At 48.6% G+C, this 26,028-nt stretch carries 19 protein-coding genes; 11 read left to right on the top strand and 8 right to left on the bottom strand.

Annotation, left to right across the window (positions count from 1 at the left end):
* Positions 1–7: 7 nt before the first annotated feature.
* The 3 genes from GC178_04415 (at position 8) to GC178_04405 (ending at position 4,968) form a co-directional block, all read left to right on the top strand.
* Positions 8–1,663 (top strand): hypothetical protein, encoded by a 1,656-nt coding sequence (locus GC178_04415; GenBank protein ID MBI1286803.1) that lies wholly within the window; start codon positions 8–10, stop codon positions 1,661–1,663.
* 33 nt (positions 1,664–1,696) lie between these two features.
* Positions 1,697–4,027, top strand: a complete 2,331-nt coding sequence (locus GC178_04410) for an OmpA family protein (protein MBI1286802.1) — start codon at positions 1,697–1,699, stop codon at positions 4,025–4,027.
* A 65-nt stretch (positions 4,028–4,092) separates the two neighbouring features.
* On the top strand, positions 4,093–4,968 hold the full coding sequence (locus tag GC178_04405) for a methyltransferase domain-containing protein (GenBank protein MBI1286801.1): 876 nt from the start codon (positions 4,093–4,095) through the stop codon (positions 4,966–4,968).
* Positions 4,969–5,181: 213 nt separating this feature from the next.
* Here GC178_04405 and GC178_04400 read toward each other — a convergent pair whose 3' ends face one another.
* Both GC178_04400 and GC178_04395 read right to left on the bottom strand, forming a co-directional pair.
* Complete coding sequence (locus GC178_04400; GenBank protein ID MBI1286800.1) at positions 5,182–5,883, bottom strand: methyltransferase domain-containing protein; 702 nt, start codon at positions 5,881–5,883, stop codon at positions 5,182–5,184.
* Between the two features lie 111 nt (positions 5,884–5,994).
* Positions 5,995–8,175, bottom strand: a complete 2,181-nt coding sequence (locus GC178_04395; protein ID MBI1286799.1) for a prolyl oligopeptidase family serine peptidase — start codon at positions 8,173–8,175, stop codon at positions 5,995–5,997.
* 474 nt (positions 8,176–8,649) lie between these two features.
* Here GC178_04395 and GC178_04390 point away from each other — a divergent pair, with 474 nt between their 5' ends.
* From GC178_04390 to GC178_04365, 6 genes are all read left to right on the top strand, one after another.
* The gene (locus GC178_04390) at positions 8,650–10,047 is read left to right on the top strand and encodes a T9SS type A sorting domain-containing protein (protein MBI1286798.1); all 1,398 of its coding nucleotides are present in this window, start codon (positions 8,650–8,652) and stop codon (positions 10,045–10,047) included.
* Entirely contained in the window at positions 10,044–10,961 is a 918-nt protein-coding gene (locus tag GC178_04385; protein ID MBI1286797.1) for a T9SS type A sorting domain-containing protein, read from the top strand. Before GC178_04390 ends, GC178_04385 begins: the two co-directional genes overlap by 4 nt.
* Positions 10,962–10,973: 12 nt before the next feature.
* Complete coding sequence (locus tag GC178_04380) at positions 10,974–13,823, top strand: T9SS type A sorting domain-containing protein (GenBank protein ID MBI1286796.1); 2,850 nt, start codon at positions 10,974–10,976, stop codon at positions 13,821–13,823.
* 75 nt (positions 13,824–13,898) lie between these two features.
* Entirely contained in the window at positions 13,899–14,696 is a 798-nt protein-coding gene (locus GC178_04375) for a glycerophosphodiester phosphodiesterase (protein ID MBI1286795.1), read from the top strand.
* A 15-nt stretch (positions 14,697–14,711) separates the two neighbouring features.
* Positions 14,712–15,569 carry a redoxin domain-containing protein gene (locus GC178_04370; GenBank protein MBI1286794.1) on the top strand — a complete coding sequence of 286 codons (858 nt, stop codon included), beginning with the start codon at positions 14,712–14,714 and terminating at the stop codon, positions 15,567–15,569.
* Positions 15,566–17,218 carry an alpha/beta hydrolase fold domain-containing protein gene (locus GC178_04365; GenBank protein ID MBI1286793.1) on the top strand — a complete coding sequence of 551 codons (1,653 nt, stop codon included), beginning with the start codon at positions 15,566–15,568 and terminating at the stop codon, positions 17,216–17,218. Before GC178_04370 ends, GC178_04365 begins: the two co-directional genes overlap by 4 nt.
* On the opposite strand, the gene GC178_04360 is transcribed toward GC178_04365, so the two are convergent.
* A complete protein-coding gene (locus GC178_04360) occupies positions 17,202–17,705 on the bottom strand; it encodes a hypothetical protein (protein MBI1286792.1) in 504 nt (167 codons plus the stop codon). The genes GC178_04365 and GC178_04360 overlap by 17 nt on opposite strands.
* A 95-nt stretch (positions 17,706–17,800) precedes the next feature.
* On the opposite strand from GC178_04360, the gene GC178_04355 reads away from it, so the two are divergent.
* A complete protein-coding gene (locus GC178_04355; GenBank protein ID MBI1286791.1) occupies positions 17,801–18,271 on the top strand; it encodes a MarR family transcriptional regulator in 471 nt (156 codons plus the stop codon).
* 30 nt (positions 18,272–18,301) lie between these two features.
* Here the strand turns inward: GC178_04355 and GC178_04350 are convergent, their stop codons facing one another.
* From GC178_04350 to GC178_04330, 5 genes are all read right to left on the bottom strand, one after another.
* Positions 18,302–19,948: a T9SS type A sorting domain-containing protein gene (locus GC178_04350; GenBank protein MBI1286790.1), complete on the bottom strand. Its 1,647-nt coding sequence runs from the start codon at positions 19,946–19,948 to the stop codon at positions 18,302–18,304.
* An 85-nt stretch (positions 19,949–20,033) separates the two neighbouring features.
* Entirely contained in the window at positions 20,034–21,191 is a 1,158-nt protein-coding gene (locus GC178_04345) for an alpha-hydroxy-acid oxidizing protein (GenBank protein ID MBI1286789.1), read from the bottom strand.
* 36 nt (positions 21,192–21,227) lie between these two features.
* Positions 21,228–22,163 carry a type IX secretion system membrane protein PorP/SprF gene (locus tag GC178_04340; GenBank protein ID MBI1286788.1) on the bottom strand — a complete coding sequence of 312 codons (936 nt, stop codon included), beginning with the start codon at positions 22,161–22,163 and terminating at the stop codon, positions 21,228–21,230.
* A gap of 36 nt (positions 22,164–22,199) precedes the next feature.
* On the bottom strand, positions 22,200–23,120 hold the full coding sequence (locus GC178_04335) for a C-5 sterol desaturase (protein ID MBI1286787.1): 921 nt from the start codon (positions 23,118–23,120) through the stop codon (positions 22,200–22,202).
* Positions 23,121–23,274: 154 nt separating this feature from the next.
* Entirely contained in the window at positions 23,275–24,939 is a 1,665-nt protein-coding gene (locus GC178_04330) for a T9SS type A sorting domain-containing protein (protein MBI1286786.1), read from the bottom strand.
* Positions 24,940–24,978: 39 nt separating this feature from the next.
* Here GC178_04330 and GC178_04325 point away from each other — a divergent pair, with 39 nt between their 5' ends.
* The gene (locus GC178_04325) at positions 24,979–25,974 is read left to right on the top strand and encodes a T9SS type A sorting domain-containing protein (protein ID MBI1286785.1); all 996 of its coding nucleotides are present in this window, start codon (positions 24,979–24,981) and stop codon (positions 25,972–25,974) included.
* Positions 25,975–26,028 lie beyond the last annotated feature (54 nt).

The raw sequence follows: 26,028 nt of genomic DNA, 5'->3' as shown, positions 1-26,028 counted from the left end.
TTTTGCCATGAGAAAATTCCCGATCGGTGGTTTCACCGCGCTGTTCGCCATTGGGGCAGCCATCTTTGCGCTTTCCGGCTGCTACAAAGACAATTTCGACTTCAATAAAGTAAAGCAGGATCCGATCACTTGGGAACCGGACATTGCTTTTCCCATCGTGTATTCTACGATGGATGCGGAGGAGATCATCAGCATTTCAGACTCCACCAACATCTATCAGTACGATGGCAACAACTTCATTACGCTCATCTATCGCAGAAGGGTTTTTTCACAGACGGTGAACGACTTTTTCCAGTTCCCATTCAATCAACAGGTAAACGAGAACATGAGTTTCGGTGCGGTGGAGATCGCGCAGTTCACGGCCAACGGTTCTGCTTCTACCACAACGAATAGCGGAATCACATTCGGAATTTCCGGTCCCGGAGGTTCTCAGCTTGACCACGTTACCTTCCACAGCGGAACGATGACCATCGCTTTTACAAGTGATTTTCAGCATAGCGGAACACTACAGGTTTCCATGCCAGAGATGAAGCTGAACGGAGTACCGTTCCTACAATCCTATCCGATCAATTATCAGGGTGGTTCGGTCAATTACACCATTGATATTCCGCTGGCAGGTTACACCATGAACCTGAACAACGGTAACGGCCCTAACACGATTCCGATCGATTACACGCTTACGCTGAACCAAGGGAACGGAGCCGTTCCAACGCCTGTCAATCAGGTTCAGATCACTCACAGTTTCCAGGAAATGGTGATGCAATATGCCGATGGCGATTTTGGAAACTTCTCGTTGGTCATCAATCCGGGTGAAGTGGAACTGGATGTGGAACAAGGAAGCCATGGAGGACATCTTTATTTCGAGGACCCACGTTTCAAATTACACGTGAAGAACAGCATCGGTGCTGAGATCCAAGTAGGTATCGATCAGCTGTATGCATCAGGTAATGCAGGTCAGTTGAACATTGATGTTTCTAGCCTTATTCCATCCGGGCAGTTCACCATTGCCGGTGCGCCAAGTGTGGGCGATTCATCCATCACGGATTTCTATTTTACGAAGGACAACAGCAACATCAGCCAAGTGGTAAATGGCGACTATGATAAGGTCAACCATGCGCTTAGTGCACAAGTGAATCCCAATGGACCGGCCACCAATTTCGCCACGTTGAATAGCGCGATTGAAGTTGTGGCGGATGTGGAATTGCCATTCTGGGGCTACTCCGATCACTTTACCATTATCGATACCGTGGAGGTTCCGTTCGATGATGCTTCTGACTTTGCCGACAATATTGAGCATGGTCTGCTGCGCATCAACACGGTCAGTCATTTCCCGGTCGATGGGCTGCTGAAACTCTATTTTGCGGACTCCAATCATGTGGTACTTGATTCAGTTCTGACCGATGGTTCGTTCATCATCCGCTCCGGACAGGTGAATGCAGATGGCAAAACCATTGCCTCCACACAGACGAACAATGACGTTGAGCTCGATACCACACGGATCAACAGCCTCTTTGATTCGCGCTATCTATTGATCTATGCCGATCTTACTTCAACAGACGATGCCGGAAGGAACATTAAACTCTACACAGAGGACAACATTGAGGTGCGCATCGGGCTTCGGGTAAAACTGAAGGCCAAACCATCCGACATCAACAAATTCTGATAACCGAACCAAGTAACGACCAGACCAGCAATCATGGCCAACCCATTCAACAGAAAAAGCCTCGCGTTTCTGATTTCAGCCGTACTTGTTTTTGCGGCTTTCCAGTCCAAGGCGCAGTACGATTTTACCATGCAGGGCATGACGATGGTGCCGCAGCGCATGTACATCAACCCCGCGTTTGTGCCTGATAGTAAATGGCACATCGGCATTCCTGCGCTTTCGAGCAATCACTTCACGCTTGGGTACAATGCTCACACCTACTCGCAGCTCATCAAAAAAGATGGGAATGACTCCTTGTATGTCGATCTGCAGAATGCCATCAACAAGATGGGCAAGACGAATTACATGTCGATGAATGCACGGATCGATCTGCTATCGTTCAGCTTTACGGTCGGTCCGAACAAGAACAACTTCATCTACGCCAACATCACGCAGCGCGTGGCGATGCGCATGGCCATGCCAAGCAAACTCATCGATTTTCTTTGGAAAGGAAACGGTGCATTCTTGAGCCAAACACTCGATCTGAGCAGGATGAATGGAGATGCTTCAGTTTTCACCGAATACGGCATCAGCTATGCACGAAAGTTGCTCGATAAAAAGTTGCGAGTGGGCATCACGGTCAAATATCTGAACGGGCAAATGAACGCTTCAACCGATAACCGTGGCACAACGCTTTACACCGACCCGAACAATTACAACATCACCGCCAAGGTGGATCTTACTGCCAGAACTTCAGGGTTCTTCAACAATCTGGATAATGTCAATGCCACCAATATCATCTTCTCTGGGAACCACGGATTTGCATTCAATCTGGGAGCGCATTACATGATCGATGATCATTGGGAAGTGGCAGCCAGCGTCAACGACCTTGGGATGATCTTCTGGAAAGATAATGTGAAGAATTATGAGTTGAACGATGCGCAGTTCAAATATCAAGGATTGGATCTGGCCCAGTATCTCACGCAGCCTGACAGCGCAGACGAATTCCAACGTTTTGCAGATACGCTAAAGGCGGTTTTCAATGTGCAGGACAACACCAATTCATACCATACCAACCTGAGTTCGCAGGTGTATGTGAGCGGTGCGTACAAATTCACCGAGAAGGACCGATTGGGATTGGATTTCTACGGAGAGATCTTCAAGACACACTTTGAGCCTGCCGTGGCCTTCAACTACACGCGCAAGTTCGGAACCATCTTCCAACTGTCTGGAAGTTACATGTACAACAATCGCAGCTTTGCCAATCTCGGATTGGGTTTCGCGCTGACCCTTGGCCCCGTTCAGTGGTACTTGGCCATGGACAATATTCTGGCACCGATGATGCCGCAGCACACGCAGAATGCGCATTTCCACAGCGGGCTGAATTTCGTGGTAGGGTACAAAGAAGGCAAGAAGAGCGACCGCGATGGCGATGGCATTCTTGATAAGGATGATAACTGCCCCGATCAGTTCGGTTTGGAAGCATATCTCGGTTGTCCTGATACGGATTTTGACAGCATCCCTGATCACATGGACAACTGTCCTACAGAGTTTGGTCCACGAATGAACGGAGGTTGCCCGTGGGGCGATAAGGATGCAGACGGCCTGAACGACTTTGAGGATCAATGTCCGGATGAGGCCGGTCCGGCCGAGAACAACGGTTGTCCGTGGGGCGACCGAGATGGAGATGGAGTAACAGACAATGTCGATGCCTGCCCGGATGTAGCAGGTCCTGCTGAGAACAACGGCTGCCCTTGGGGAGACCGCGACAATGATGGAATTCTTGACAATGAGGACAAGTGTCCGGATGAGGCAGGTCCGGCCGAGAACAATGGTTGTCCGTGGGGCGATAAGGATGGCGATGGCGTGCTCGACAACGTTGACCGCTGTACAGAAGTTCCTGGCCCGGCCGATAACGATGGATGCCCGTACCAGGATTCAGATGGCGATGGTGTGATCGATCTGGAGGATGATTGTCCGCGTACACCGGGGCCCGCTGAGAACAAAGGCTGTCCCGTAATTGAACAGGAAGAACAGGAAGTGCTGAACACCGCCTTCGATGACCTTGAGTTCGAGACCGGAAAAGATGTGATCAAAGCATCCTCTTACGCGTCATTGGACGAATTGGCCGAACTGCTCAAGAAGAAAGAATCTTACAAACTGAAGATATCTGGTCACACAGACAATGTGGGAAGCGATGAGAACAACATGAAGCTATCGGAGAAACGGGCCAGATCGGTCAGCAATTATCTCACAAATAAAGGTGTCGATAGTTCACGTCTCATTGTAGAGTGGTTCGGAGAAACCAAACCGATCTATCCGAACGATACGCCCGAAGGCCGTGCGAAGAACAGACGTGTAGAAATGGAGGTGGTGTTCGATTGATGGAAGGTCGCCTTCTATTTCCGCGTTGAAGTTCTACGATTGGTTGAATAAGCTACATTCGTTCCGTGCCGCTGGGAGAACATAGCAAATGCCTTGTCTGCGAAGGAACGAAGCTGAAACCGTTGGTCGGTTTCGAGAGACACCATTTGGTGAAGTGTGGCTCGTGCGGTTTTGTGTTCTGCAAACCGATTCCTTCCAAAGAAGAACTGGACAAGGTTTACGAAGGCTACGGCCGCAACGACTATCTGAGTGATCTGACCATCCAAGCCTATGAGAAGGTTCTCGATAAAATGGAACCTTTCCGAAAGACCAACCGACTGATCGATGTCGGTTGCGGTATCGGTTACTTCTTGGAAGTGGCCAAGCGCAGAGGTTGGGAGGTTTACGGGACGGAATTCACGGAAGAGGCCGTGAAGATCTGCGAGGTTAAAGGTGCCAAGATGCAATTGGGTGTGCTGAACCCAGACAATTACGAACCCGAAAGCTTTGATGTGATTGCCTCGTTCGAGGTCATTGAGCACATCAACAACCCACGCGAGGAACTGAGCCATTTCAACCAGATCCTTCGCAAAGGCGGATTGGTGTATTGCACCACGCCCAATTTCAATGCGGTGGAACGGCACATGCTCAAATCGGGATGGAACGTGCTCGGTTACCCCGAACACCTTTCGTACTACACACCTTCCACCTTGAAGCGTGTTTTCAAGGAAACAGGCTTTGAGGCCAAGAAAATGGAGACCACAGGTGTAAGCATCACGCGCATCAAAAAGAGCCAAGGGAAATCGAACCAGGCAACCATTTCGGCCACTTCAGATGATGAAAAACTGCGAAATCAGGTTGCCAGTAATCCGCTGCTCAGAATCGCGAAGGACATCATCAACTGGAAACTCACCCTATTCGGTGTGGGCAACTCGCTGAAAGGTTGGTTTGTGAAGAAGTGATTGGCGTTGGATGATGGTGGGAACCTTTGATCATGGGAGTTTCGATACCATTTGAAGCTGAGTTGGTCAGGGTTTAGGAAATACGAATGCTGCTGGGATATTCATTTTACCGTACCTATCTATGGACGGAGTTTCATTATTGGCATTGGCGGAGCTATTACCGAGCCTTACACAGGAATTATGGCGTGTTGCGGTTATATTGTTAATGACCGTTCATAAATGAGGGCCTTTTCTGTTACTGAAAACTTTCACTTCCGGAATTCCCTTTGCGTTTTTGACAATGGCAGTTGGTTCTCCCAATTCCTGTTGAAGAACATTGCAATGAACGGGATTCACGTACACCAGATACATCTGCTTGGATTGTTTGAAGGTAGGTTTCACCTTCATTAGCAGTTTGCGGGTGGCCTCCTCATCAAACGGATTGAAGAGGTAGATGACATCCACTTCCTCTGGGATGTCGAATGTCAGGGCATCACCTTCGTTCAAGATGAATTCCGTGTTCGGGAAACGTTCTCTGACCCGTTCAATATTGGTGTAAGCAACGTCATTGAGCTCGGCAGCATATTCCACACCGATCACCTTTCTGAAACCGAACTCTGCCGCAAGGATCAATGCGCGGCCTTTGCCCGAACCGATATCCAAAAACACCTTCTCGTTGAAATGGATGGGCAGCACATTCATGGCCTTTTTGAAGATGACCGAACTGGAGGGTTGATACAGATGGCCTTCCGGTCTGCTGTCGGCATCGATGGAAAGTTCATCGGGCCCCTTCGCACCAAAGGTATCGATGCCCAGCTCGCGCTCCTTCTGCCATTCCTTCAAACCCATGGAGCAGGTGTTCATCAACCCCCGATGCCGCAGAGAGTAGATGAAGTGGCTGAGCCACGGTAAACGTCCCTTGTGTTTGAAGTCCATGCTGTTTCAAAATTAGATAATGGAGACAAGAGATGGAGATTTAAGTGATGGAGACACAAAGAGATAGAGGGGGTATGGAGTTTATTGGGACCAGGTCGGTGACCATATTGATCAAAACCGAGGCTTGATGCCCATTTCATTGAACATGAAGGATAACATGGATGTACGCAACTGCAACCAAGTTGACCATGAGTATGCCTGATAATGTCCGCTACCGAAAGCATAGAGGAGAACGGGATTGTCGGATATCGACTCTTCCTGAAGTCTGGCGGTCATTTTGAAAGCCTGTGTCGGACTTACTCGCTGATCGTTCAATGACGTAATGAACAAAACTGAAGGGTACATGGCCTTGCCCAGATTATGATATGCAGACAGATCGATTTTATTGAAGAATGCTGTGGAATCAATGGGAGCTCCGAATTCGCTTCCGTGAAACTGCAGATCCAAAAGATCATAGATACCGGCACGGGGAATGACCACTCTGAACAGGTCGGGTCGTTTGGCCATGGCCGAAGCAACAACAAAACCACCGTGCGATTGGCCTGTAATGGCCAATTTATTGGCCGTGGTATATTTATTCTCTATCAGATACTCTGCCGCTTCTATCAGGTCATTGACCGTGTTCTGTTTATTCAGTCCAGAGCCTTGTTTGTGCCATGATGGACCCAGTTCACCGCCCCCTCTGATAAAGGCTTGGGCGTAAACACCCCCACATTCCAACAGGTATACCACTGATGCATCAAAATACGGCTCCATGGTAAGCCCGTATCCTCCATACACGTTGAGCAACATCGGGTTGTCTCCATCAGGGTTGAACCTTTTTTTGTGACGAATGGTCATTACAGGGATCTCTACAGAATCGGAAGAGATGAACGTATGGTATTCGTACAGGTAATCGTCTTCATTGAAACGGTCATTCTTAGCACCGAATTTGGCTACAAACTTGTTCTGGTTCAGATCGAAGACCCCACAGACCCTTCCTTGGACCTTTGACTCAATGAAAACAAATAGTTCGGGGTCGCCCTTACTTCCCATGAACCGGGTGAATGACATGCCATCTTCCACCATCACACGGTATTGGAGATTGCCCGACAAATCGAATACCAACATGATCTGTTTGTCTTCTGCTGTGTAAATAGTAATGATGTTCTCACCGGCAACATAGGCATTCTTCAAAAGGCTTCCTGTTTCATCAACGTTCAACGCCTTTGCCAGTTCGTTGGGTCTATTCGGGTCAAGGTAGCCTAACCATAAATTGTCATTTTCTGCATCGGTCAGTATCAAAAGGCGGTTGTCCAGCGATTCAATGAACCGTATATATCCGTCTATTCCTTTCAATGCCAGTTTCAATCCATCCACTTGATCTTCAAAGTCATCAACGAAAACGTTGGTTTTGTCGGTGATAGAATTCCACTCAATAATGACCAAGAACCTTTCGTCCGATGATACGAACACATTCAGATATGCTTGTGGATTGCTTTTTCGTACAAAAATCGCTTGATCATCCAATTGGTCGGTTCCCAATTTGTGATAGTATAAATACTGGGCCTGATCCGCCTTGTCTGGATTTTGGAAGTCATAGGTTTTAAGGTCAATGGGCGCAAGATTTTTCACGTTGCCCCTTCTTACATAGTAAAAGCCATCTTTGCGCCAAGCAAGTCCATTGCTCTGATCGATCATGTCGGAGTAAGCAAATCCTCTGATGTGATCTCTGGTCAGGGAATCGTCTTCAATCGAAAAAACGTAGATGTCTTCTGCTTCCTTGCTGTTCTTTGAACATGTCAGTGCGAGGTACCTACTATCATTGGAAAGGATAAAATCATCAACATCTACCCGTTCGTTTTTCTCTTTGGGCAATGAAGCGAACGATAACAGTTTTTTATCATCTTCATCCAGTTTCTTGCGAGAGAAGAGAGCGAGTGATCCATAATTGTCTGGATCAAGGCCAAAACGGAAGTAATAGTCTCCTTCCTTCGTCAATCTTGCATTGTTGACGCCAGCGTAGTGCCTGATGTTCTCTTTGATTCGATCTTTGAACCTGCATTGTCGCAAATACATCCTTGTGAGCTCTTTCTCAGCCAGCAACCAGTCTTTTGCCTCTTTGTAATTACCCTTTGTGAACTTATACGGGTTTGTGAATTTTCGACCGAAAAGGGTAGTGGAAGTGGTATCCTTCTTCAGTTTCGGGTAATCCAAGCGTGCGCTTTTTTTTAAATCTGCCTGGCCGTATGCTGATGATAGGAAGCATAAGCTCAGTATGGTACCGATCAAGTATTTTAATCGTTTGTTCACCTACTTTTCTACGTCCTAAAAAGATCGAGGCGAATATACCAATGATTCTGTCCAATAAACTGAATCTTGTTATAAATCGCCTCTTTTGAACAGGTCTATGTGTGAACCTCTGCCATTCCTTCAAACCCATGGAGCAGGTGTTCATCAACCCCCGATGCCGAAGAGAATAGATGAAGTGGCTGAGCCACGGTAAACGGCCCTTGTGTTTGAAGTCCATGCTGTTTCAAAATTAGATAATGGAGACAAGAGATGGAGATTTAAGTGATGGACATGGGGCGTTAGATGGGTTCGGTAAAGGATGATAGGTGAGACGCTTGGTTCCTCAGCGAAGCAAATTGTCATGCCAGCGCTTCCAGTTCTTTCCCTGACGAAGGAACGGGCTGTGAGGTTTTACAGACGGCTTGCAGCCAAATGCCAATGGCTGACCATATTCATTAAGAGAAATTTCCTACTATTGTATTAGTAAGTGTTAAAATGACACTAAGTAATATGATGAATTTTCGGTTGTTCTTTCTCGGTCTGTTCTCCGCTCCATTGTTGGTTCTTGGTCAATGCTCGGTCAATTTGGGCGATGACGTTCTGCAATGCAACGGCAACCCCGTTACACTTACACCCGTGTATTCGGGAGGTGTTGCGCAAGATTCGCTTCGCATTACGTACGATGCCACGCAGGGCGTTACGGGGCTGGTGGGTGCTTCGGAGGTTTATTTCCACTCGGGCATACAAACGGTGCCTTTCGGTGGATGGGAATACACGGTAGGCAATTGGGGAATGAACGATGGGGTAGGACAGATGACCCCGCTCGGAAACAACCTCTGGCAGATCACCATCCACGTGGCCAGTTATTACGGCTATCCGGGCGGGACGAATGTGAACGGACTGTGGATGGTATTCCGAAACGGGGATGGTTCGGCCACGGGCAAGGACGACAACGATGGTGACATTTTCCTTTATACGTCCAACGGCAACACCTGCGATTTCGGAGGTGTAACCGGAACGGATATTCCCGGAAGCACGGGAAGCTTCCTTTGGAGCACCAACGAAACGACCACTTCCATCACGGTCACTCAAACAGGAACATATTCGGTTACATTTACCGATGGCCTCGGTTGTCAGAGTACCGATAACGTGCAAGTAACCTTCGGTGCTGGTAGCGTGCAGGTGAACTTGGGAGCCGATACTTCGCTGTGCGATGGAGAGACCATCACTTTGGATGCCGGTTCCGGTTTTGCAAGCTATGAGTGGTCAACCTCCGAAACATCTCAAACGTTGCAAGTGGACCAGCCCGGAGATTATTCGGTGACCGTGACCGATCAGGCAGGGTGTACGGGTATCGATCTGATACACATTAGCACGGGAACATCGCCTACGGCAGATTTCTCTTACAATGCAACGGTGGGTACAACTGTTGAGTTTACCGATATCGGTTCGGGGGCCACTACGGTCTATTGGGATTTTAACGGAGACGGCAACATTGATGAGACCACGGCCGGAGGTGCTTCGGTGCAGTACGATTTCGGTGCAGAAAGCGTCTTTGGGGTGGTGATGATATCGGAGAACGGTTGCGGAACGGACACCAGTTCGCAGAACGTGCTGGTGCATGACGTTGGAATTGAGGAACTGAAAGGGCAGATAGGCCTTTCGGTTTATCCAAATCCGGCCACGGACATGGTGCGGGTCAGTGTGGCCGATTCGCGAGTGTCGGTGAACGATATGGTGCTATTGGATGTTCAGGGAAGGGTGGTTCTACGTTTCCCATCGGCCAACAGCAATGCCCGGAACCTGCAACTGGCACCATTGAAAAACGGTGTTTACGTTTTGCGCGTCAGCACATCGAAAGGAATCATTAACGAACGCATCTTAAAACTATGACCATGAAAAGAGTTCTACTTACCACGGCAGGGGCCGTATTTGCCTTGGCGGCCTTGGCGCAGCCACATACCGAAGTGACCATTGCCATCGATACCAAATTGATGTTCAATGTGGACTGTAACCTACTTGGCGATGGTGCCGGAGGCCCTGCGCAGGTGAACAAGGTCTATATGCACAGTGGTGCCTGTTCTGAGAACAGAGGCAACGATCCACAGCAGTCGGCCCATGATTACTGTGCCGATCAGATCGTTCCGTACGCATCGGATGTGTGGCAGCACGTGGTAGGCAACTGGGGACAGGCGCCTCAGGACGATGGCGTAGGGCAGATGGATGACCTTGGAAACGGGGTTTACAGCAAGACCTTTGTGATGGAAGACTACTACAGCGACCCGAACTTGGTGAACAACGAGATCAATTCTACCGGAACGACCCAAAGTGCGCCACTGGATCCGAACAACCCCATCTACCTTATCGGTCTGGTTTTCAGAAATGAGGATGGTTCGGCCTCTGGCCGCGATCAGCAGGGCTGTCAGGATATTTTCATCATCAACGTGGACACCGAGAATCCTACAGTGATCAATTCTACAGACAATTCTACCTGCAACTACGTCACGTTCACCAAAAACTCTGTGGGTATTGTGGAGCAGGATCTTGCGTACGATGTGTTCGTGGGGCCCAACCCTGCAAGAGACAACATCTCGGTGCGTGTTTCCATTGTTCAGGATCTGCCGAACAGCACCTTGGAGGTGGTGAACATGCTTGGTCAGGTGGTTCACAGCGAGACCCGCGACCTTCTTCTCGGAACCAACTACATGACCTTTGATGCCAGTACCATGGCCAATGGCTTTTACACTCTCTCCATCCGTAGCCCTAAAGGTGTGGTAACGCAGCAGAAACTGGTTGTAAGTCACTAAAAACATACGTTGATGACCCGATCGTTGGCCGCTTTTGCGGTATGTCTTTTCTTTTCAAGTGCGTTGATGGCACAAGTGGTCACTACCGATATACCATATATAACGGTGCAGGATTCCATCACACTTACGTTCAATAGCAACTTGGGCAATGGCGCACTTTCTGGTACTGGACAGGTGTATATCCACACCGGATTGGTCAAAGAATCGAGCGACTACGAAGGTGCTTGGGGCAACCAACGGGGCATTTGGGGGCAAGCAGACCCCGAACTGCTGATGAACAACCAAGGAGGGGGCATTCAGACCTTGGGCATCAACATCGAAAGCTTTTACAACACTGGGACATGGGATGGTGTGTTGGCCTTGGCCATGGTTTTCCGCGATGAAGCTGGCAATACGGTCGGTACCAATGCCAATGGCAGCGATATTCTGATACCGGTATTTGAAACGACCACCGATCTGGATGCCGTAGTGCTGGATCCGGTTGTGGATGGAAAAACGGTGGAACCCAACGACCCGTTGGTCTTTGATGTGCGTTCCAACAACCCCAACAGTTTGATCAATCTGTATCAGGATGGAACCCTGATAGGTCAGGCGTTGGGAGATGCTGCGAGTGCATCGGTCAATACATCAACTCCCGGCAAGTATTACCTCAGTTATACGGTGGAAGTGGGAGGGCAGACCGTGGCCGATACCACGTACTTCATTGTGCGCGACAATGCCGTGACGCAGGATCCGCCACAGGGAGTAGTTCCCGGTATCAATTTCATTAACAGCACCACGGTTACCTTCTGCCTGTTGGCGCCCAATAAGCAGTTTGCCTATTTTATTGGCGATGCCACCAACTGGGAAGTGGACCCTGCTTACCAGATGAAGCGCGCTACAGATGGTGAACGCTACTGGATCACTTTGAATAATGTAACGCCACAGACCGAGTATCGATTCCAGTATTTTGTGGATGGCATGTTCAAGGTGGCCGATCCGTATTCGTACAAGATCCTGGAAGAACAGTCTGATGCGGCCATCAATCCGAACATCTACCCGAACCTGATCGACTATCCGGATCAGACCCACGGCAACGTTTCGGTGTACGAGACCGACATGCCGCAATATCAATGGCAGGCACAGAACTTTCAGCGTCCGGCCAAGGAGGATCTGGTCATCTACGAACTGCTGATACGTGATTTCGCCTTCCGCAAGAGTTTCGGTGCCGTTATCGATTCGCTCGATTATTTGCACAAACTGGGCATCAATGCCATCCAACTGATGCCTGTGATCGAGTTTGAAGGGAATGACTCATGGGGCTACAATCCCATCTTCTTTACGGCTGTAGATAAGAAATATGGTCCGGCCAGCGAGCTCAAACGCCTTATTGATGAAGCGCACCAGCGGGGCATTGCCGTCATCTTGGACATTGTGCCGAATCATGCCTTTGGCAGAAGTCCGTACGTTAAGTTGTATTGGGATCCGGGCTTGCAGCGTCCTGCGGCCAACAGTCCGTTCTTCAATCCTGTGGCCACCCACCCGTACAGCGTGGGTTACGATTTCAATCACGAGAGCACTTACACCCGGACGATGTTCCATCGCATCTTCAAATATTGGATCGAAGAGTTTCACATTGACGGTTACCGTCTCGACCTCTCCAAGGGCCTGACGCAGACGTGGAGCGGAAATGACGTGGGTGCTTGGAGTCAGTACGACCAAAGCCGCATCAATATTCTTTTCGACTATGCCAACACCATTTGGTCCTACGATGCAGATTTTCATTTCATTTTGGAGCATTTGGCCGACAATAGCGAAGAGACCGTTCTTGCCAACGGCAACATGATGCTTTGGAGCAAGGCCAGCGAGCAGTACAATCAGGCCACCATGGGTTGGAGCACCAATGCCGACTGGGGCTGGCAAATGAGCTATCAGGCCAAAGGCTGGAACATGCCCCGTGCGGTAGGTTATATGGAAAGCCATGATGAGGAACGCATCATGTTCAAAAATGTGAGCTATGGCAACGATACCAATGCGCCATACAACTGTGCAGATACCACCACGGCCCTTTATCGCATGCAGGCCGCTGCGGCCATGTTCTCATTGGTTCCAGGGCCTAAGATGATCTGGCAGTTCGGAGAATTGGGTTACGATATTTCCATTTTCTGGCCTTCCGGTCTCGACCTTTCGAGGGTGGCCGCCAAGCCTATCCGCTGGAACTATTACTGGGAGGAACCTCGTCAAAAACTGTACAAGGTTTGGAGTGCTATCAATGCGCTCAAGCACATGCAACCTGTCTATTCGTGTACCACCTACGGTCTGGACCTCAGTGGAACGGGCAAGCGCATGTGGCTATCGCATCCAGACATGAATGTGAGCGTAACGGCCAACTTCGATGTGAACGGATTTGACATGACACCGGACTTTCAGCACACCGGCACGTGGTACAACTACCTTACGGGAGAACCCTTGGAAGTAAATCAGACCAACATGACGCTGCACTACGAACCGGGCCAGTACTACATCTACACCGATCAGCAACTGGATGTACCGGACACATCCTTCACACCGCAGCCGGGACCTGATGGTATAGCTGACCTTGCAGACAATCCGTTAGGTATGATGGTCTTTCCCAATCCGAGTGCAGACATGTTCTATATCGACTACCTCTTGGGCGACCAGCAGTTCGTAAGCCTACAGGTGCATGATCTCACCGGTCGTTTGGTGACAACATTGGGCAAAGGCATGCGCTATGCCGACCGTATGCGTACCGTATGGAACGGAACTGACCAAAGTACACGGTCCGTTGCCAACGGACAGTACATTCTTACATTGACCACCAGCGGCAACCGTATCTCCAAAATGGTGGTGTTGCAGCGGTAGGAAGTAGCTCTGAAACCGAGAGCACCATGCCAAGATAAGGGTTGCAATAATCGTATAACCGTCTACTTTCGCACCATGCGACAATTGCTGCTCCTCATGGTGCTTTCCACACAGGTTTTCGGTCAGAATGTATTGGTAACGGCTCATCGGGGTGCTTCGGGTTATGCGCCTGAGAACACGCTCTCTGCCGTTAAAAAGGCTTTGGAAATTGGGGTAGACCGCATTGAGGTTGATGTTCAGCAGAGTTCTGATGGCGTTGTGGTGGTGATGCATGATAAAACACTTGATCGTACAACCGACTCCAAAGGAAAAGTGGGCAAGAAAACCTGGGAGGAGCTGAAACAGGTGAAGGCCTATGGTAAGTTCCCATCCGAATTCCCGAATGAGCCGATTCCGACTTTGGAACAGGTTTTCGAATTGATGGATGGAAAGACGCAGTTCGTCATTGAAATCAAAGCGGGCAACAAGACCTATCCAGGCATTGAGGATAACGTGGTCAAACTCATCAAGAAATACAAGGCCGAAAAATGGGCGTTGGTGCACAGCTTCAACGATAAGGTGCTTAAGTATCTGCACAGGAATTATCCAGAGATCCGATTGCAGAAACTCTTTGTGTCCTATTCAGCAGGAGTCATGCTCGATTTCAAACTGCACTCCGTCAAGTTGTCCAAGTATGATTACGTGGAGGGTTTTGGCATAGCCAAGAGCGCTGCCAAGGAGAAGTTGGTGAAGAAGATCCACGATCTTGGTAAAGTGGTGCATGTTTGGACGGTGAACAGCGAGGAGGACATTCAAGCAATGATCGATCTTGGGGTGGATGGCATCATTGGCAACTATCCCGACAGGACGAAAAAACTGTTGGGAAGAAATTGATCTACATTTGAAATTATGAGCAGCGAACTGGAGAACAAGTTGAAATCGTGGTTTCTGAGCGGCTTGGTCGTTTATAGTTGGGCAGTTACTCTGGGTGGCGGATTCATGCTTATAAGCGAACTGGGCTCGTTCTCCATTTGGCTGGCCGTTACCATGGCATCAGCACAGATTGCGCTGTATTTTCTATGGTTGGAGGTGGCGCAGGTTCCGCGTACTTCGCCTGGACTGATGGGTTTCTCCGTTGGCATATTTGCAGCCACGCTCTATTCGGTCTATGCCAGTTATGCGCAGCAGATCGCCTCGGCAGCTCCCCTGTTGGCGTTCATCTCCTTGTCTGGTTGGTTGGCTTATGTGGGATGGTCTTCAGAATTAGGAGATAGGAGCAAAGACAGGATCAAAGTTGGTAAGAGGCTGCCCAAGATCGAATTGGAAGATTATGACGGCCGCAGATTGAGTTCAGATGATTGGGTAGGCGATAAGCGGCTGGTTATCTTCTATCGTGGAAATTGGTGTCCGATCTGCACCGCACAAGTGAATGAACTCCGTAACTTCGAGAAGCAATTCAACGAACTCGGTTTGAAAATTACGCTCATAAGTCCGCAATCGCATGAGAAAAGCAGACGCCACGCGCAGAAGGTGGGTGCGGATTATGATTTTCTGGTGGATGTGGACAACGCTGCGGCCAGAACATTGGGCATTCTTCACACCGATGGACTTCCGAAAGGATATGAGGTTCTTGGCTACGAATCCAATGTTCCGAAACCGACAACCTTTGTTCTGGATGAAAAAGGGAAGGTGGTGTTTGCAGATCTGACCAAGAACTACCGACTTCGTCCACGACCAGAGGATATTATCAGGGCATTACAAGCATGAAACGGGGCTTTCTCTTTTTACTTTCATCCGTGTTTGCGCTGGTCGCAAATTCGCAGACATGTACTTCAGAAAGATATTTAAGTAATATTTTTCAATCATCTGTTTCACAGGATGTTGTGTTTGGGAATTCCCCAGCGTTGACCACTGTTTATGTGGCGGAGAATGTCACCGTCAACCAACAGATGACAATGGATGTTTTCTTCCCTGTGGGAGATGCGCTTGCAAAACGTCCAGCGGTTATTTTGGCATACGGTGGCGGCTACTTGGTGGGAAGCAAGGAAGACGAGGATGTGTGGGCCACGTGCGACAGTTTGGCCAAAAAAGGCTACGTAACGGCCAGCATCAATTACCGCATGAATATGAACGTGGCCGATCCTGCAAGTGCGGTGCGTGCCATCTATCGCGCTGCGCAAGACTACCATTCGGCCATCCGACATATCAAAGAATACTCGAACACCTACGGAATTGATACCAATTACATTTTCGTTGGTGGAGTAAGCGCTGGTGGCTTTTCGGCCATGCATGCCGTTTTTATGGATGAAAGCGAGCGCCCTGCGGAAACATATCAATCAGGGCTTGGCGGCATCAATCCCGATCTGGGATGTTTGGCCTGCGCAGGGAACAGCTATAACCACACGGCCAATGTTCGGGGAATCATCAATCTGTGGGGCGCGCTGCTCGATACCAACTACATCCAGCAGGAAGAATTGGTGCCGATGACGCTTTTCCATGGGACAAACGATGCGATCGTTCCTTATGATCATGGATTTCCTTTCACTGCGCTGTTCCTGATGCCTGAAGTTTACGGTTCGTTCAATGTGGCGGCACGGGTCAATCATTTGGGCGGCAATGCCGAACTGAACACATTTCAGGGCGTTGGACACAATATTTGGGGTGTGAACGTGAACAACCAATTGGTTGGTGGTCCGACCGAATATTGGGTTCCGATAACGGACAGCATCATTTCGTTCCTGTACGAGAACATTCGGCCTGAACCCGTGGTGATCTCGCCATTCAATGTCTGTCAGGATGATACAACGCAGTTGATCGCTTCCAATGTTCCTGCGAATGGACGTGTCTGTTGGACGGTGCAAGGCGGATTGGTCATTGATGCCAATGCCGATTCATCCGAACTGACCGTGGTCTGGAATTACCCAGGCGTTTATGAGGTCTCGGCTGTGGCTATCAATCATTTGGACGCGTATTCGGTTCCAACTTCGGTTCAGGTTGAAGTAGTTGCCAATCCATGGGTTTCCATTACCCAGAATGGCGGTGTGCTGGAAGCCTCGCCAGGTTACGCCTCGTATCAATGGTACTTGAACGGAAATCCGATCGTTGGGGCCGATCAATCGCAGTATGTTCCAACTTCATCAGGAACATTCATGGTGCAATCATTCACAGCCGAAGGATGCAGTTCATTCTCTGAACCGTTGGTCATGGTCGGTATCGAGGAACTCCCATTACCAAAAGGGATGGTCAAGGAAATACGCGTTTACGATCTTCAGGGAAGGTTGCTCGGAGTATTCGCCTCCGAAAAGGAATTGATCAACAGATATTGGAACGGACAGCAGCTTCTGCTACTGCGTTATTTCGATCAGGATATGAACGTGATCCGTGAGGAAAAACGGAACATTACTCCTTCATTCTGATGAGTTTCACACTATCCTTATTGTAGAAGAAACTCAGGTTCATGTACTTCTTGAAGAACTCCCGCATCTGCTTGGGATCGGTGAATTGTTCATCAATATTGTCGGTTACCTCATACATTGTCATGCTCATCCCTGGCAACACGTCCAAGCGGTAAAGAAGGAATTCCTTTGAACCTGATTCCTGTAGGTTCATGAAAAGAATGGCATCCAACCGTGTGGTGTGACCCACGTACTGTTTCAGATTGTATTCCTTGTTTTCGTCATCATACTGATAATGCTCCACATCGTAATGCAGTGAATCGCGTTTGTTCAGCACGTAGTATTCGGGACTTTCCTTCTCCAACATGTTTTCAGGTATCCACTTACCGAGCAGGTTCGTGTCCACTTTTTCAACGGCATCGGTCAGTGCAACCTTCGATTTGTAAGGACATCCCCAAAGCGTAACGGCAACAAGTAGGATGGAGGCGTAGGCGGCAATTCGTTTCATTTCGGTCTGTTTTGGCAGTAAAGATATGGATTGACCCAAGCGTAGGCCTTAATCTTTGTTTGTTCCTATTTTGTGGCCTTTAAAGTTGTTAAGGTATGGATGAGTTTCTACGACTTGCCGATCAGTTGATCATCTACAAGTTGCGAACGTCTTGGTTTCAAATTTCTAAGCTGTACAATGAGATGGCGATGGAACATGATGGAACCGTAAGCATGGCCTTTGTGTTGCTGGCCATCAATGAGAGCGATGGCACGCCCGTTACGCGCATTGCGCCACGTATGGGAATGGAGCCTAACAGCCTGAGCCGCATCTTGAAGTCGATGGAAGACAAGGGTTTTATTGAGCGTAGGCGCGATGACGTGGACAAGCGGATGGCTTACGTTTATCTCACCAAAGTGGGAAAAGAGAAAAGGGAAGTGGCCATGAAGGCGGTTTACAGACTTGAGCGCGCCATTGTCAATCAGATCGACCCGAAAAAACTGGAGGCGTTCTTCGATGTGGTGAACCACATTCCTGCGGCTATCGATGAGTTCAAAGAAAAAATGGCGTCCTACGAGAATACGTAGAACGCCATTTTAAGAGTTCATTCTGGTCTATCAGCGCTTGATGATGCGCTTGGTACTGATTCCGTCCTTCGTTGTAATTCTCAAAACATAAGGTCCGGCCTGTAGGTCCGAAATATCGATCCGGTTGTTGCTTGGTTTCAATTGCTTCACCACTTCGCCCATGATGTTGACGACATCAACCGTCATCAATGCATTCATGTCCGCATCAATTGTCAACGGACCGGTAGTTGGTACAGGATAAACAGGCAATTCCTTCGCTTTTCTGATGTCGGCAACAGATGATGGTTCTGGGCCATAGTTCAAGTTCAGAATTGGGGCTGTCACCGGGTCGCTGGCATCGTTGAATGTCATGACACCGCCCGTAAATCCAGGAATGGAGATCACAAACTGCGTCTTGTCTCCATTGTTGATGTTGGCGATCATTTCTGCCGTCAGATCCAATCGTACCCAATGCTCATTGGCATCATGCGAACCGAACTGGCACGGAGCACCTTCGGCATCTCCATCCGCAGTAAAGTCAACAGCTTCCACATCGGCAGATGTACCGAAGTTGCCGCTCTTCATTTTGACGTGAACATCAGTTCCGGTGAACGGATCGGTTCCTGTAAGGTCGGTTCTTCTCAGAAAGATGCTTGCATTGGAAAGGGTCGTGTCCATCATTTGCTGCGTATCGAATGTGAGTACGGCAGCGATCTCATTCCCGCCATCTTCACCGATCTTCACTTCCTGAGAGACATCTCCGGCAGAGCTAACAGAACCGTCCATTGTTCCTCCTTCAGAGAGTAGGTAAAGGTCATCCATAAAGAACTTCTGGTAGAAATGAAGTGCCTGATAATCGAACATGATCTGGTACGCCTCTGGCGAAAGGTGGAAACAGTCGGTGAAAACCCCGGCATACAGACGCATGGCGTCCTTCGGAGAAGGATAATCTGGATAACCCAATGGAACAGGGCAGGTAAATGCCGGATAGGTGCCACCAGGAGCCACTCCCAAAGGTTGGGCCTGACCGTAATAGTACTGGAGTATGCCCTGAGCACGGACAAAATTCACCATTGGATCACTGTCACAGTAAGCGGCAACGGAGTCTGAGAAATCATTCAAAAGTGTGTTGATCTGAATGAATGTAGGCTGTCCCATTCCATCCCAAGTGCCATAGAACGGATGACTGGTTTCGAAAGGATGAACATCATTGATGACCTCGGCAAAGTTCGGGTAGGTATATCCTGCCCAGAAAACACGCATTCCAGGTCGTGTATTTTTCAGAAAGGCAATGACCTCTTCCAGTCTGGCGGCCACCGACTGCTCCATGCTGTCGGTCATGTGCTGGGTGAAATCCACGTTCCAATCACCAAGAACATCATTCCCGCCAATACTCAGGTGGACAATCTGGATGTCCGGGTTGGCATCGATCAAAGCTTGTATCGCATCCTGCTTTTCCTGTGTCAGAAAATCATTCGTTTCTGCACCGTTCTCGGCAATAACTACGCTCGAGGCAAATTTCTTGTCTGAATGACCGAGATGTGAAAGACCATGCGTAATGGTCTGGTCTGCATTCTCAAAAGAGGCCCAACTGTCACCGACCAACAGCACACGGTTCTCAGGAACCTCAACACATTGGGAAAATGAAATGCCATGCATAAAGCCAAGCAGGGCAATCAACATAAAAGATCTTTTCATGGAGTTTTTAATTTGAATGGCGATGAAATTAACGATAATGTAACAGTAGAACGAAACTGAAACTCCTCAAGGCACAGACTGTCATCTATTTTACATGCCGTTTAACGTAGCTGGCATCCAGTTCTGCTATTGATGAGCATCCTATCAATTGCATCACGCGTGTCATCTCATCACGTAGAATGTCGTAAACGCGGGTTACACCGGCCTCGCCACCAGCAGCCAATCCGTAGAGATAGGCGCGACCGATAAGACAGCCCTTGGCACCCAATGCAATCGCTTTGATGATGTCCGAACCACGGGTAATGCCACCATCCACCAACACTTCCACGTCTTTGCCAACTGCTGCCACCACTTCGGGGAGAATGTCCATTCCGGCAGGCGCTCCGTCCAGTTGGCGGCCACCGTGGTTCGAGAGGATAATGCCTGAAACACCGAGTTCAGCAGCTTTCACCGCATCTTCCACGCATTGAATTCCTTTGAGCATGAACTTGCCGTTCCATTGTTTCATCATGTCCTCGGGATCTTGCCAAGAAACATCTGCGCGGAACTGTGCATTGACCGTGTCTACCACTTTCAACGCATCGCCACCATGCGGAAGATGATCGACCATGTTGGCCATGCGCATCTTGGGCTTGGTGAGGAAATTGAAAAGCCATTCGGGTTTGCTCAATGCACCGAGTGCCGTGTTTTTTCTAAGTACCGCTGGCCGTCCGTGTCCGTTGCGCAGGTCGCGTTCACGCTTGCCCAACGAGGCAAGGTCTACGGCCAGCATCAATCCCTGATAATCTGCTTGGCGGCAACGCTCAATAAAATCGAGTACCATTTCACGGTTGTGCCACGCATAGATCTGAAAGAACAGCGGACCTTTTGATTCCTTCGCTACATCTTCGATGGAAGTAGTGGAAACCGTGCTGAGTGAATAGGCCGTTCCTGCCTTGTGTGTGGCGCGGACAACGGCTTTCTCACCTTCCCAATGGAACATGCGCGACATGCCCGTAGGTGCGCTGATAACTGGAAGTTCAACCGGAACACCTTGAATCGAAGTGGAAAGATCGATCTTGCTGACGTCTTTTAAGGTTCTTGGAACGAACTCGTATTTCTGAAACGATTCACGGTTCCAATCGAACGTGAGTTCATCTTCAGCGGAACCTTCCAAATAATCGAACATCACGGAAGGTAGTTTGGCTTTTGCCATGTCTCTCATCTCCAAAATGGAGAACACCTCGTTTATTTTTTTTGCCATGCGGCAAATTAGCCAAGAAATCGGAAGAGTTGTCTGTCAGAAATTGATGAGCGGTACACCTTTTCGGAATTCTGACTTCTTGCATTTGAAAATATAGGCGAGCGAAACTTCATGACTTCCTCCTGTATTGTTTGTCAGGGAAGAAACGGTGTAGTCGTACGAGTAACCCACTTTTACGCCATAACCTCGGTAACCGATCATGAAGATCACCGCATCCGGATTGGTGAAACTTGTTCTGTAGGCCACGCCAATACGCGCACCGTACGCCTCATAGGAAATGGACGGCAGTATTTGGTCGAAATCCTGTTGATGCAGGATGATGAAAGCCGGGGATATCTTTATCTGTTCGGTAATATTGAATTGGTAACTGATGTGTCCTGTCAGTTTTACGGGAAGTTTTGATGTTCCAGCAATACCTTCATCAGGCTGTGTAACATGTTGGGCTGAAAACCCGGTTACCAGCCCTTTCCATGTTAGCAGTAAACCTGTATTAAGATCGAAAAGGTTCTTTTGGTTCTTTGCCTGGTTCTGATCTGCAGGATAGAAACCATATCTCGGATCGATCAGATCTCCGAATGTCAGATTTCCAGTATTCAGCTTTCGGTATCCCCAGCCAAATTCAATTGCAGGACTGATGGCAAGTTGCTTATTGAACACACGAAAAACGGGAGCGTAGATCACGCTCAGACCATGTGACTCAAGCGTTTTCGCGGCATTGTCGTATTGATAGTTGATGCCGATTCCGTGGCGTTTGCCCAGCAACATATCGTAAGAGACATTGGCTGTTTGGTAATTGCCGGCAATACGCGGCCATTGATTTCGATAGGATGTGTGGATGGTCGGACAACCATTGTACCCCGCAAACGCAGGATTCAGATAGATGGGATTGCTGAAATACTGGGAGAAAGTCGCGTCTTGGGCATTTGTCCGAGAACAGCTAAGAACCAGAAATAGAATTACAAAGAATCTCATTGCCCGTAATCACAACGAGCAATTTACAGAAAATTATCAGGCAGCGGTTTTCTGACGTTGCTCCTGTAGTTCCTGCTGCATCTCCTTTACGGTCTTACCCGTTCCGTCTTCGCGCCATCCCGGAGGACCGAAAACGTACATGAAACGACCTTTCCAGGTTTTGGCCTCTTTCACATCGTTCCAGATGTTCACGTATTCGTGCGTAAGCACCGTAACAGGGTTGTAGGAATTAGGTGGATGAAGTACACCGTAGTTCACAGGCTTTTCATCGTCCTTATCTTTAAACGTACCGAACAATTTATCGAAGATGATGAGGTACCCCCCATGGTTCTTGTCAAGATATTCAACATCTGAAGAATGATGCACTTCGTGATGCTTGTGCAGGTTGAAGATCTTTTCCAAGAAACCCAACCGCGGCATCCATTGCACATGCAACTGATATTGCCAGAACGCTTCGATGGCCAAACAGGTCATGAGCATGATAGGGTGAAAACCCAACGCAGGGATCCACATATAGAAGAACGGTTTGTAAAACAACGTTACCCAACCATTTCTTACAGCCGTTCCCAAGTTGAAATGATCGGAAGAATGATGTACGATATGCGCGGCCCAGAGCACACGTACCTCATGATTGGCGCGATGCACCATGTAATAACTGAAGTCGTCCAGCACCTGGCAGATGAGCCAGATGTACCATGTGGTCAGTCCGAATGCCTGCCACCCGAACATGACATTCTCCCGAACACCGCTTTCACCGATCGGGTTGAATATGACGTAAACAATCGAAAAGAGTAGGAGAGAGAACGCCTTAGCAGCCGCAGCCAAAACAGCCGCTCCAATTCCCATGGTTCCGCTGGTTGCCAGATCTTTCCACTTATAGAGTTCAGGATTGTATTTGAGGCTGAAGATGATCTCCAGAATGATGAGTGCAATGAAGGCCGGACCTCCATAGATCATCAGTTCGGTAATGTGGTACTCGGTAGTGACGCGTTGGGCCTCTGCCAAAAGTTGGTCAAACATGCTAAGGTTTCGAATGGATAAACATCAAAGCCGCCAAGTTATGAATTGATTCATTTCCTTGGCGGCTTTGTGGATTCTAAAGTAAGGGTCGCTATTCCGTAAGCATCAATTTCTGAGTAACGGAAGCGCCATTCACGGTGATCTTCACCATGTACATGCCATGTTTCAGGTTCAGGCTTTTTGCATCGAACGTTTGTGAGTACATGCCATTTACGTTCTTCTGACCGGGCAGCGTGGCAATCCGCTTTCCAAGCATGTCCATCAGTTCAATGTTCACATCAGCACTTTCCAATAGATTGAAGTTGACGGTAAAGTTGCCGTTGGTCGGGTTCGGGTAAATACGAAGTCCCTCGATCGGTGCGGCCTCTTCAATTCCGGTCAATGTCTCACCTTCAATGAACTGGACTCCCAATACCATCATTTCATCGTCCGATGTGAGTCCCCAGTTTACAGGATCCGGTCCTGCTGTGTTCACAAACCCTGCTTCGTGGATAATGCCAAGACGCGGGTCGATCTCATATAGGTCATTGTCTGGGAAGTAACGGAAGGTCACCTCCGGCCCCGTTCTGTAATAGCCAGCGTCAAAACCTAATTCATAGCTGTAATTGCCATTGTAAAGTTGCTCACCCTTACTGCCGTCAGGATTTCGAACATAAGCATTGTACATGGTTCCGTACTTGTGCGTATGCGTATACAGGTTCCATACCTTCCACATGTGAGTGGCATTCTGGTCATCCGCAACCTGTGTGAAAATGTGTTCCTGATTGTCCTGTGGAATAGAAATATCCAGATCTGGGAACAGTTTGATCTGCATGTAATGCTGTGTGGTTCCCGCAGTTTGGGTGTATACATTCATGTACATATCGGTAGCAAGAATGCTGTCTGTACTTGAGTTTTTGATGTGAATGTTCATATCAAAAACTGTATGAGCAGGCCAGAAGTAGGCGGTGCCGGGAGGGAGGTCATAGTTCCATGCGCCAGGACCCGTGGCAATCGGATTCTTGATGTCCGCATGCGAGTTCTGTGCGCCAGGGTCGTAAGCATCCCGAAGTCCGTCCACATAAGCGGCATCTGCCCCCGGATTGAAAGAGTAGATCACGAAATGGTGGGTCTGTTGCGGCATGAAGGTTTCAACCTTGGTCACCTCAATTCCGGTTGCTATCTGCGGATCGAACTTCATGTAATATTCGTGTTCGCTCAAAGGTGGAACGAACAGGCGTCCCATATACATTTGGAATCCTTCGCCTTCGGCAGGAGCGGCATGGTCTGCATACGTATCGTTGATACCACCTTCGCGGTAATAGGTATTGATCAATGCCGTATCTACAACAGCACCTGTTTCGGGGGCACCGAAGATGATCCATTGTCTGATGAGTTCCACCTCATTATCTGCCAACTGACCACCACCATCGGGCATCGGAGCGCCTTCGGCAGGCGTTTCCAACGCCAGCACATCACTCAACCCGTGGGCTACCTTTCTTAGAAGAAAGCTGCGCGTAGGGTAACCGGGTTTGATGAGTTTATTGTTCTTGGCCGCTGCCGTAGGATTGAGAGGGTCGGCATTTACCAGATCGGCATACAGGTCAGATGCACTCTGATCCACATTGAACGTGGACGAGGTTCCATTATGGCAGCCATTGCCGCTACATCGGGTTTGAAGCATCTGGTGGATCATGGCGAAGGTCTCCTGTGCAGAAACACTTTTGAATGAGCCAGTTAACAAGAGTGCGAATAATAAATAGTACTTGTTCTTCATTTTATTTGGACAGTAAGATTTGGGGGACACGAAAATACAATGCGTGCATTTGAAAATCAATTTTTTTATTCCTTTGTCATTGTACTTACTTCAAGATCAATCAATACTGGCTTTTTTCGTGCCTTACTAAAAACCATTTCACAGATGAAAAAAAATCTACTTACCATCATTGTTTCTCTTCTAAGCGTATACTGCTTTGCCCAGCAGGACACCATTGCCAATGCGGGGTTTGAACAGTGGAATTTCAATCCGCAATATGACGACCCTGTCAACTGGACAACGTTGAATCCCCTTGCTTCGGCACTGGGTGCCCAATTAGCCTACAAAGCTGATGCCTCTGGAGAATACCATTCAGGTACTGCCGCCATTAAATTGGTAACAACCAGCGTCACGGGTATCGGCATCACTCCAGCCATTCTTACCAATGGAATGATCAATGTTCAGACCCAGAGCATCGAAGGAGGTTCTGCCATGAACTCGCGCCCCATGAGTTTTGGAGGTTGGTTCCGATTCGACCCCATAAGCACCGATACGGCATTCTTTAATGTACGTCTCACCAAATGGAACACCGTTATGAATAGTAGAGACAATATTGCTACTATCGACACGGTGATTACTGGCACATCCGGAGCTTTTGTAAACTTCGAACTTCCTTTCGAGTATTACAGTACCGAAACTCCTGATACGGTACTTCTTCTTTTTGGTTCAGGAACAAATACCGCTCCGCAGGAAGGTTCCGCTTTGTTTGTAGACGACCTTTACTATACGTATCCCCAAGGTATTGAGGACGCAACTGAGTTTGGTGTATCGGTTTTCCCAAACCCAGCGTTGAACACGATAAGAATTGGAAACGAGAATGGCCTTCGGTTCAGTCAGGCGCATATCTTTTCGATTGACGGCAAAATGGTCATGAACGAGTCCTTGGCAAACCGTGCTGCCACTATTGATGTTTCAGGTCTTACAACCGGTACCTATCTACTTCGATTGGAAACCATGGATGGACAACAGATGATCCAGAAATTCGTGAAGGAATAACTACCAATTGTATGCGAAAAAGAAAGGGCGGAGTTCACTGAACTCCGCCCTTTT

Source organism: Flavobacteriales bacterium, from assembly GCA_016124845.1.
In the GTDB taxonomy this organism is placed as follows: domain Bacteria; phylum Bacteroidota; class Bacteroidia; order UBA10329; family UBA10329; genus UBA10329.
Note: the sequence above shows the minus strand (reverse complement) of the source record. Positions and strands in the feature narration are given on the sequence as shown.

What these genes read in the sequence shown, in the direction of transcription:
- GC178_04415 (MBI1286803.1), top strand. Translation starts at nt 8, where the DNA reads ATGAGAAAATTCCCGATCGGTGGTTTCACCGCGCTGTTCGCCATTGGG.
- GC178_04410 (MBI1286802.1), top strand. Translation starts at nt 1,697, where the DNA reads ATGGCCAACCCATTCAACAGAAAAAGCCTCGCGTTTCTGATTTCAGCC.
- GC178_04400 (MBI1286800.1), bottom strand. Translation starts at nt 5,883, where the DNA reads ATGGACTTCAAACACAAGGGACGTTTACCGTGGCTCAGCCACTTCATC.
- GC178_04390 (MBI1286798.1), top strand. Translation starts at nt 8,650, where the DNA reads ATGACACTAAGTAATATGATGAATTTTCGGTTGTTCTTTCTCGGTCTG.
- GC178_04385 (MBI1286797.1), top strand. Translation starts at nt 10,044, where the DNA reads ATGACCATGAAAAGAGTTCTACTTACCACGGCAGGGGCCGTATTTGCC.
- GC178_04380 (MBI1286796.1), top strand. Translation starts at nt 10,974, where the DNA reads ATGACCCGATCGTTGGCCGCTTTTGCGGTATGTCTTTTCTTTTCAAGT.
- GC178_04375 (MBI1286795.1), top strand. Translation starts at nt 13,899, where the DNA reads ATGCGACAATTGCTGCTCCTCATGGTGCTTTCCACACAGGTTTTCGGT.
- GC178_04370 (MBI1286794.1), top strand. Translation starts at nt 14,712, where the DNA reads ATGAGCAGCGAACTGGAGAACAAGTTGAAATCGTGGTTTCTGAGCGGC.
- GC178_04365 (MBI1286793.1), top strand. Translation starts at nt 15,566, where the DNA reads ATGAAACGGGGCTTTCTCTTTTTACTTTCATCCGTGTTTGCGCTGGTC.
- GC178_04360 (MBI1286792.1), bottom strand. Translation starts at nt 17,705, where the DNA reads ATGAAACGAATTGCCGCCTACGCCTCCATCCTACTTGTTGCCGTTACG.
- GC178_04355 (MBI1286791.1), top strand. Translation starts at nt 17,801, where the DNA reads ATGGATGAGTTTCTACGACTTGCCGATCAGTTGATCATCTACAAGTTG.
- GC178_04350 (MBI1286790.1), bottom strand. Translation starts at nt 19,948, where the DNA reads ATGAAAAGATCTTTTATGTTGATTGCCCTGCTTGGCTTTATGCATGGC.
- GC178_04345 (MBI1286789.1), bottom strand. Translation starts at nt 21,191, where the DNA reads ATGGCAAAAAAAATAAACGAGGTGTTCTCCATTTTGGAGATGAGAGAC.
- GC178_04340 (MBI1286788.1), bottom strand. Translation starts at nt 22,163, where the DNA reads ATGAGATTCTTTGTAATTCTATTTCTGGTTCTTAGCTGTTCTCGGACA.
- GC178_04335 (MBI1286787.1), bottom strand. Translation starts at nt 23,120, where the DNA reads ATGATCTATGGAGGTCCGGCCTTCATTGCACTCATCATTCTGGAGATC.
- GC178_04330 (MBI1286786.1), bottom strand. Translation starts at nt 24,939, where the DNA reads ATGAAGAACAAGTACTATTTATTATTCGCACTCTTGTTAACTGGCTCA.
- GC178_04325 (MBI1286785.1), top strand. Translation starts at nt 24,979, where the DNA reads ATGCGTGCATTTGAAAATCAATTTTTTTATTCCTTTGTCATTGTACTT.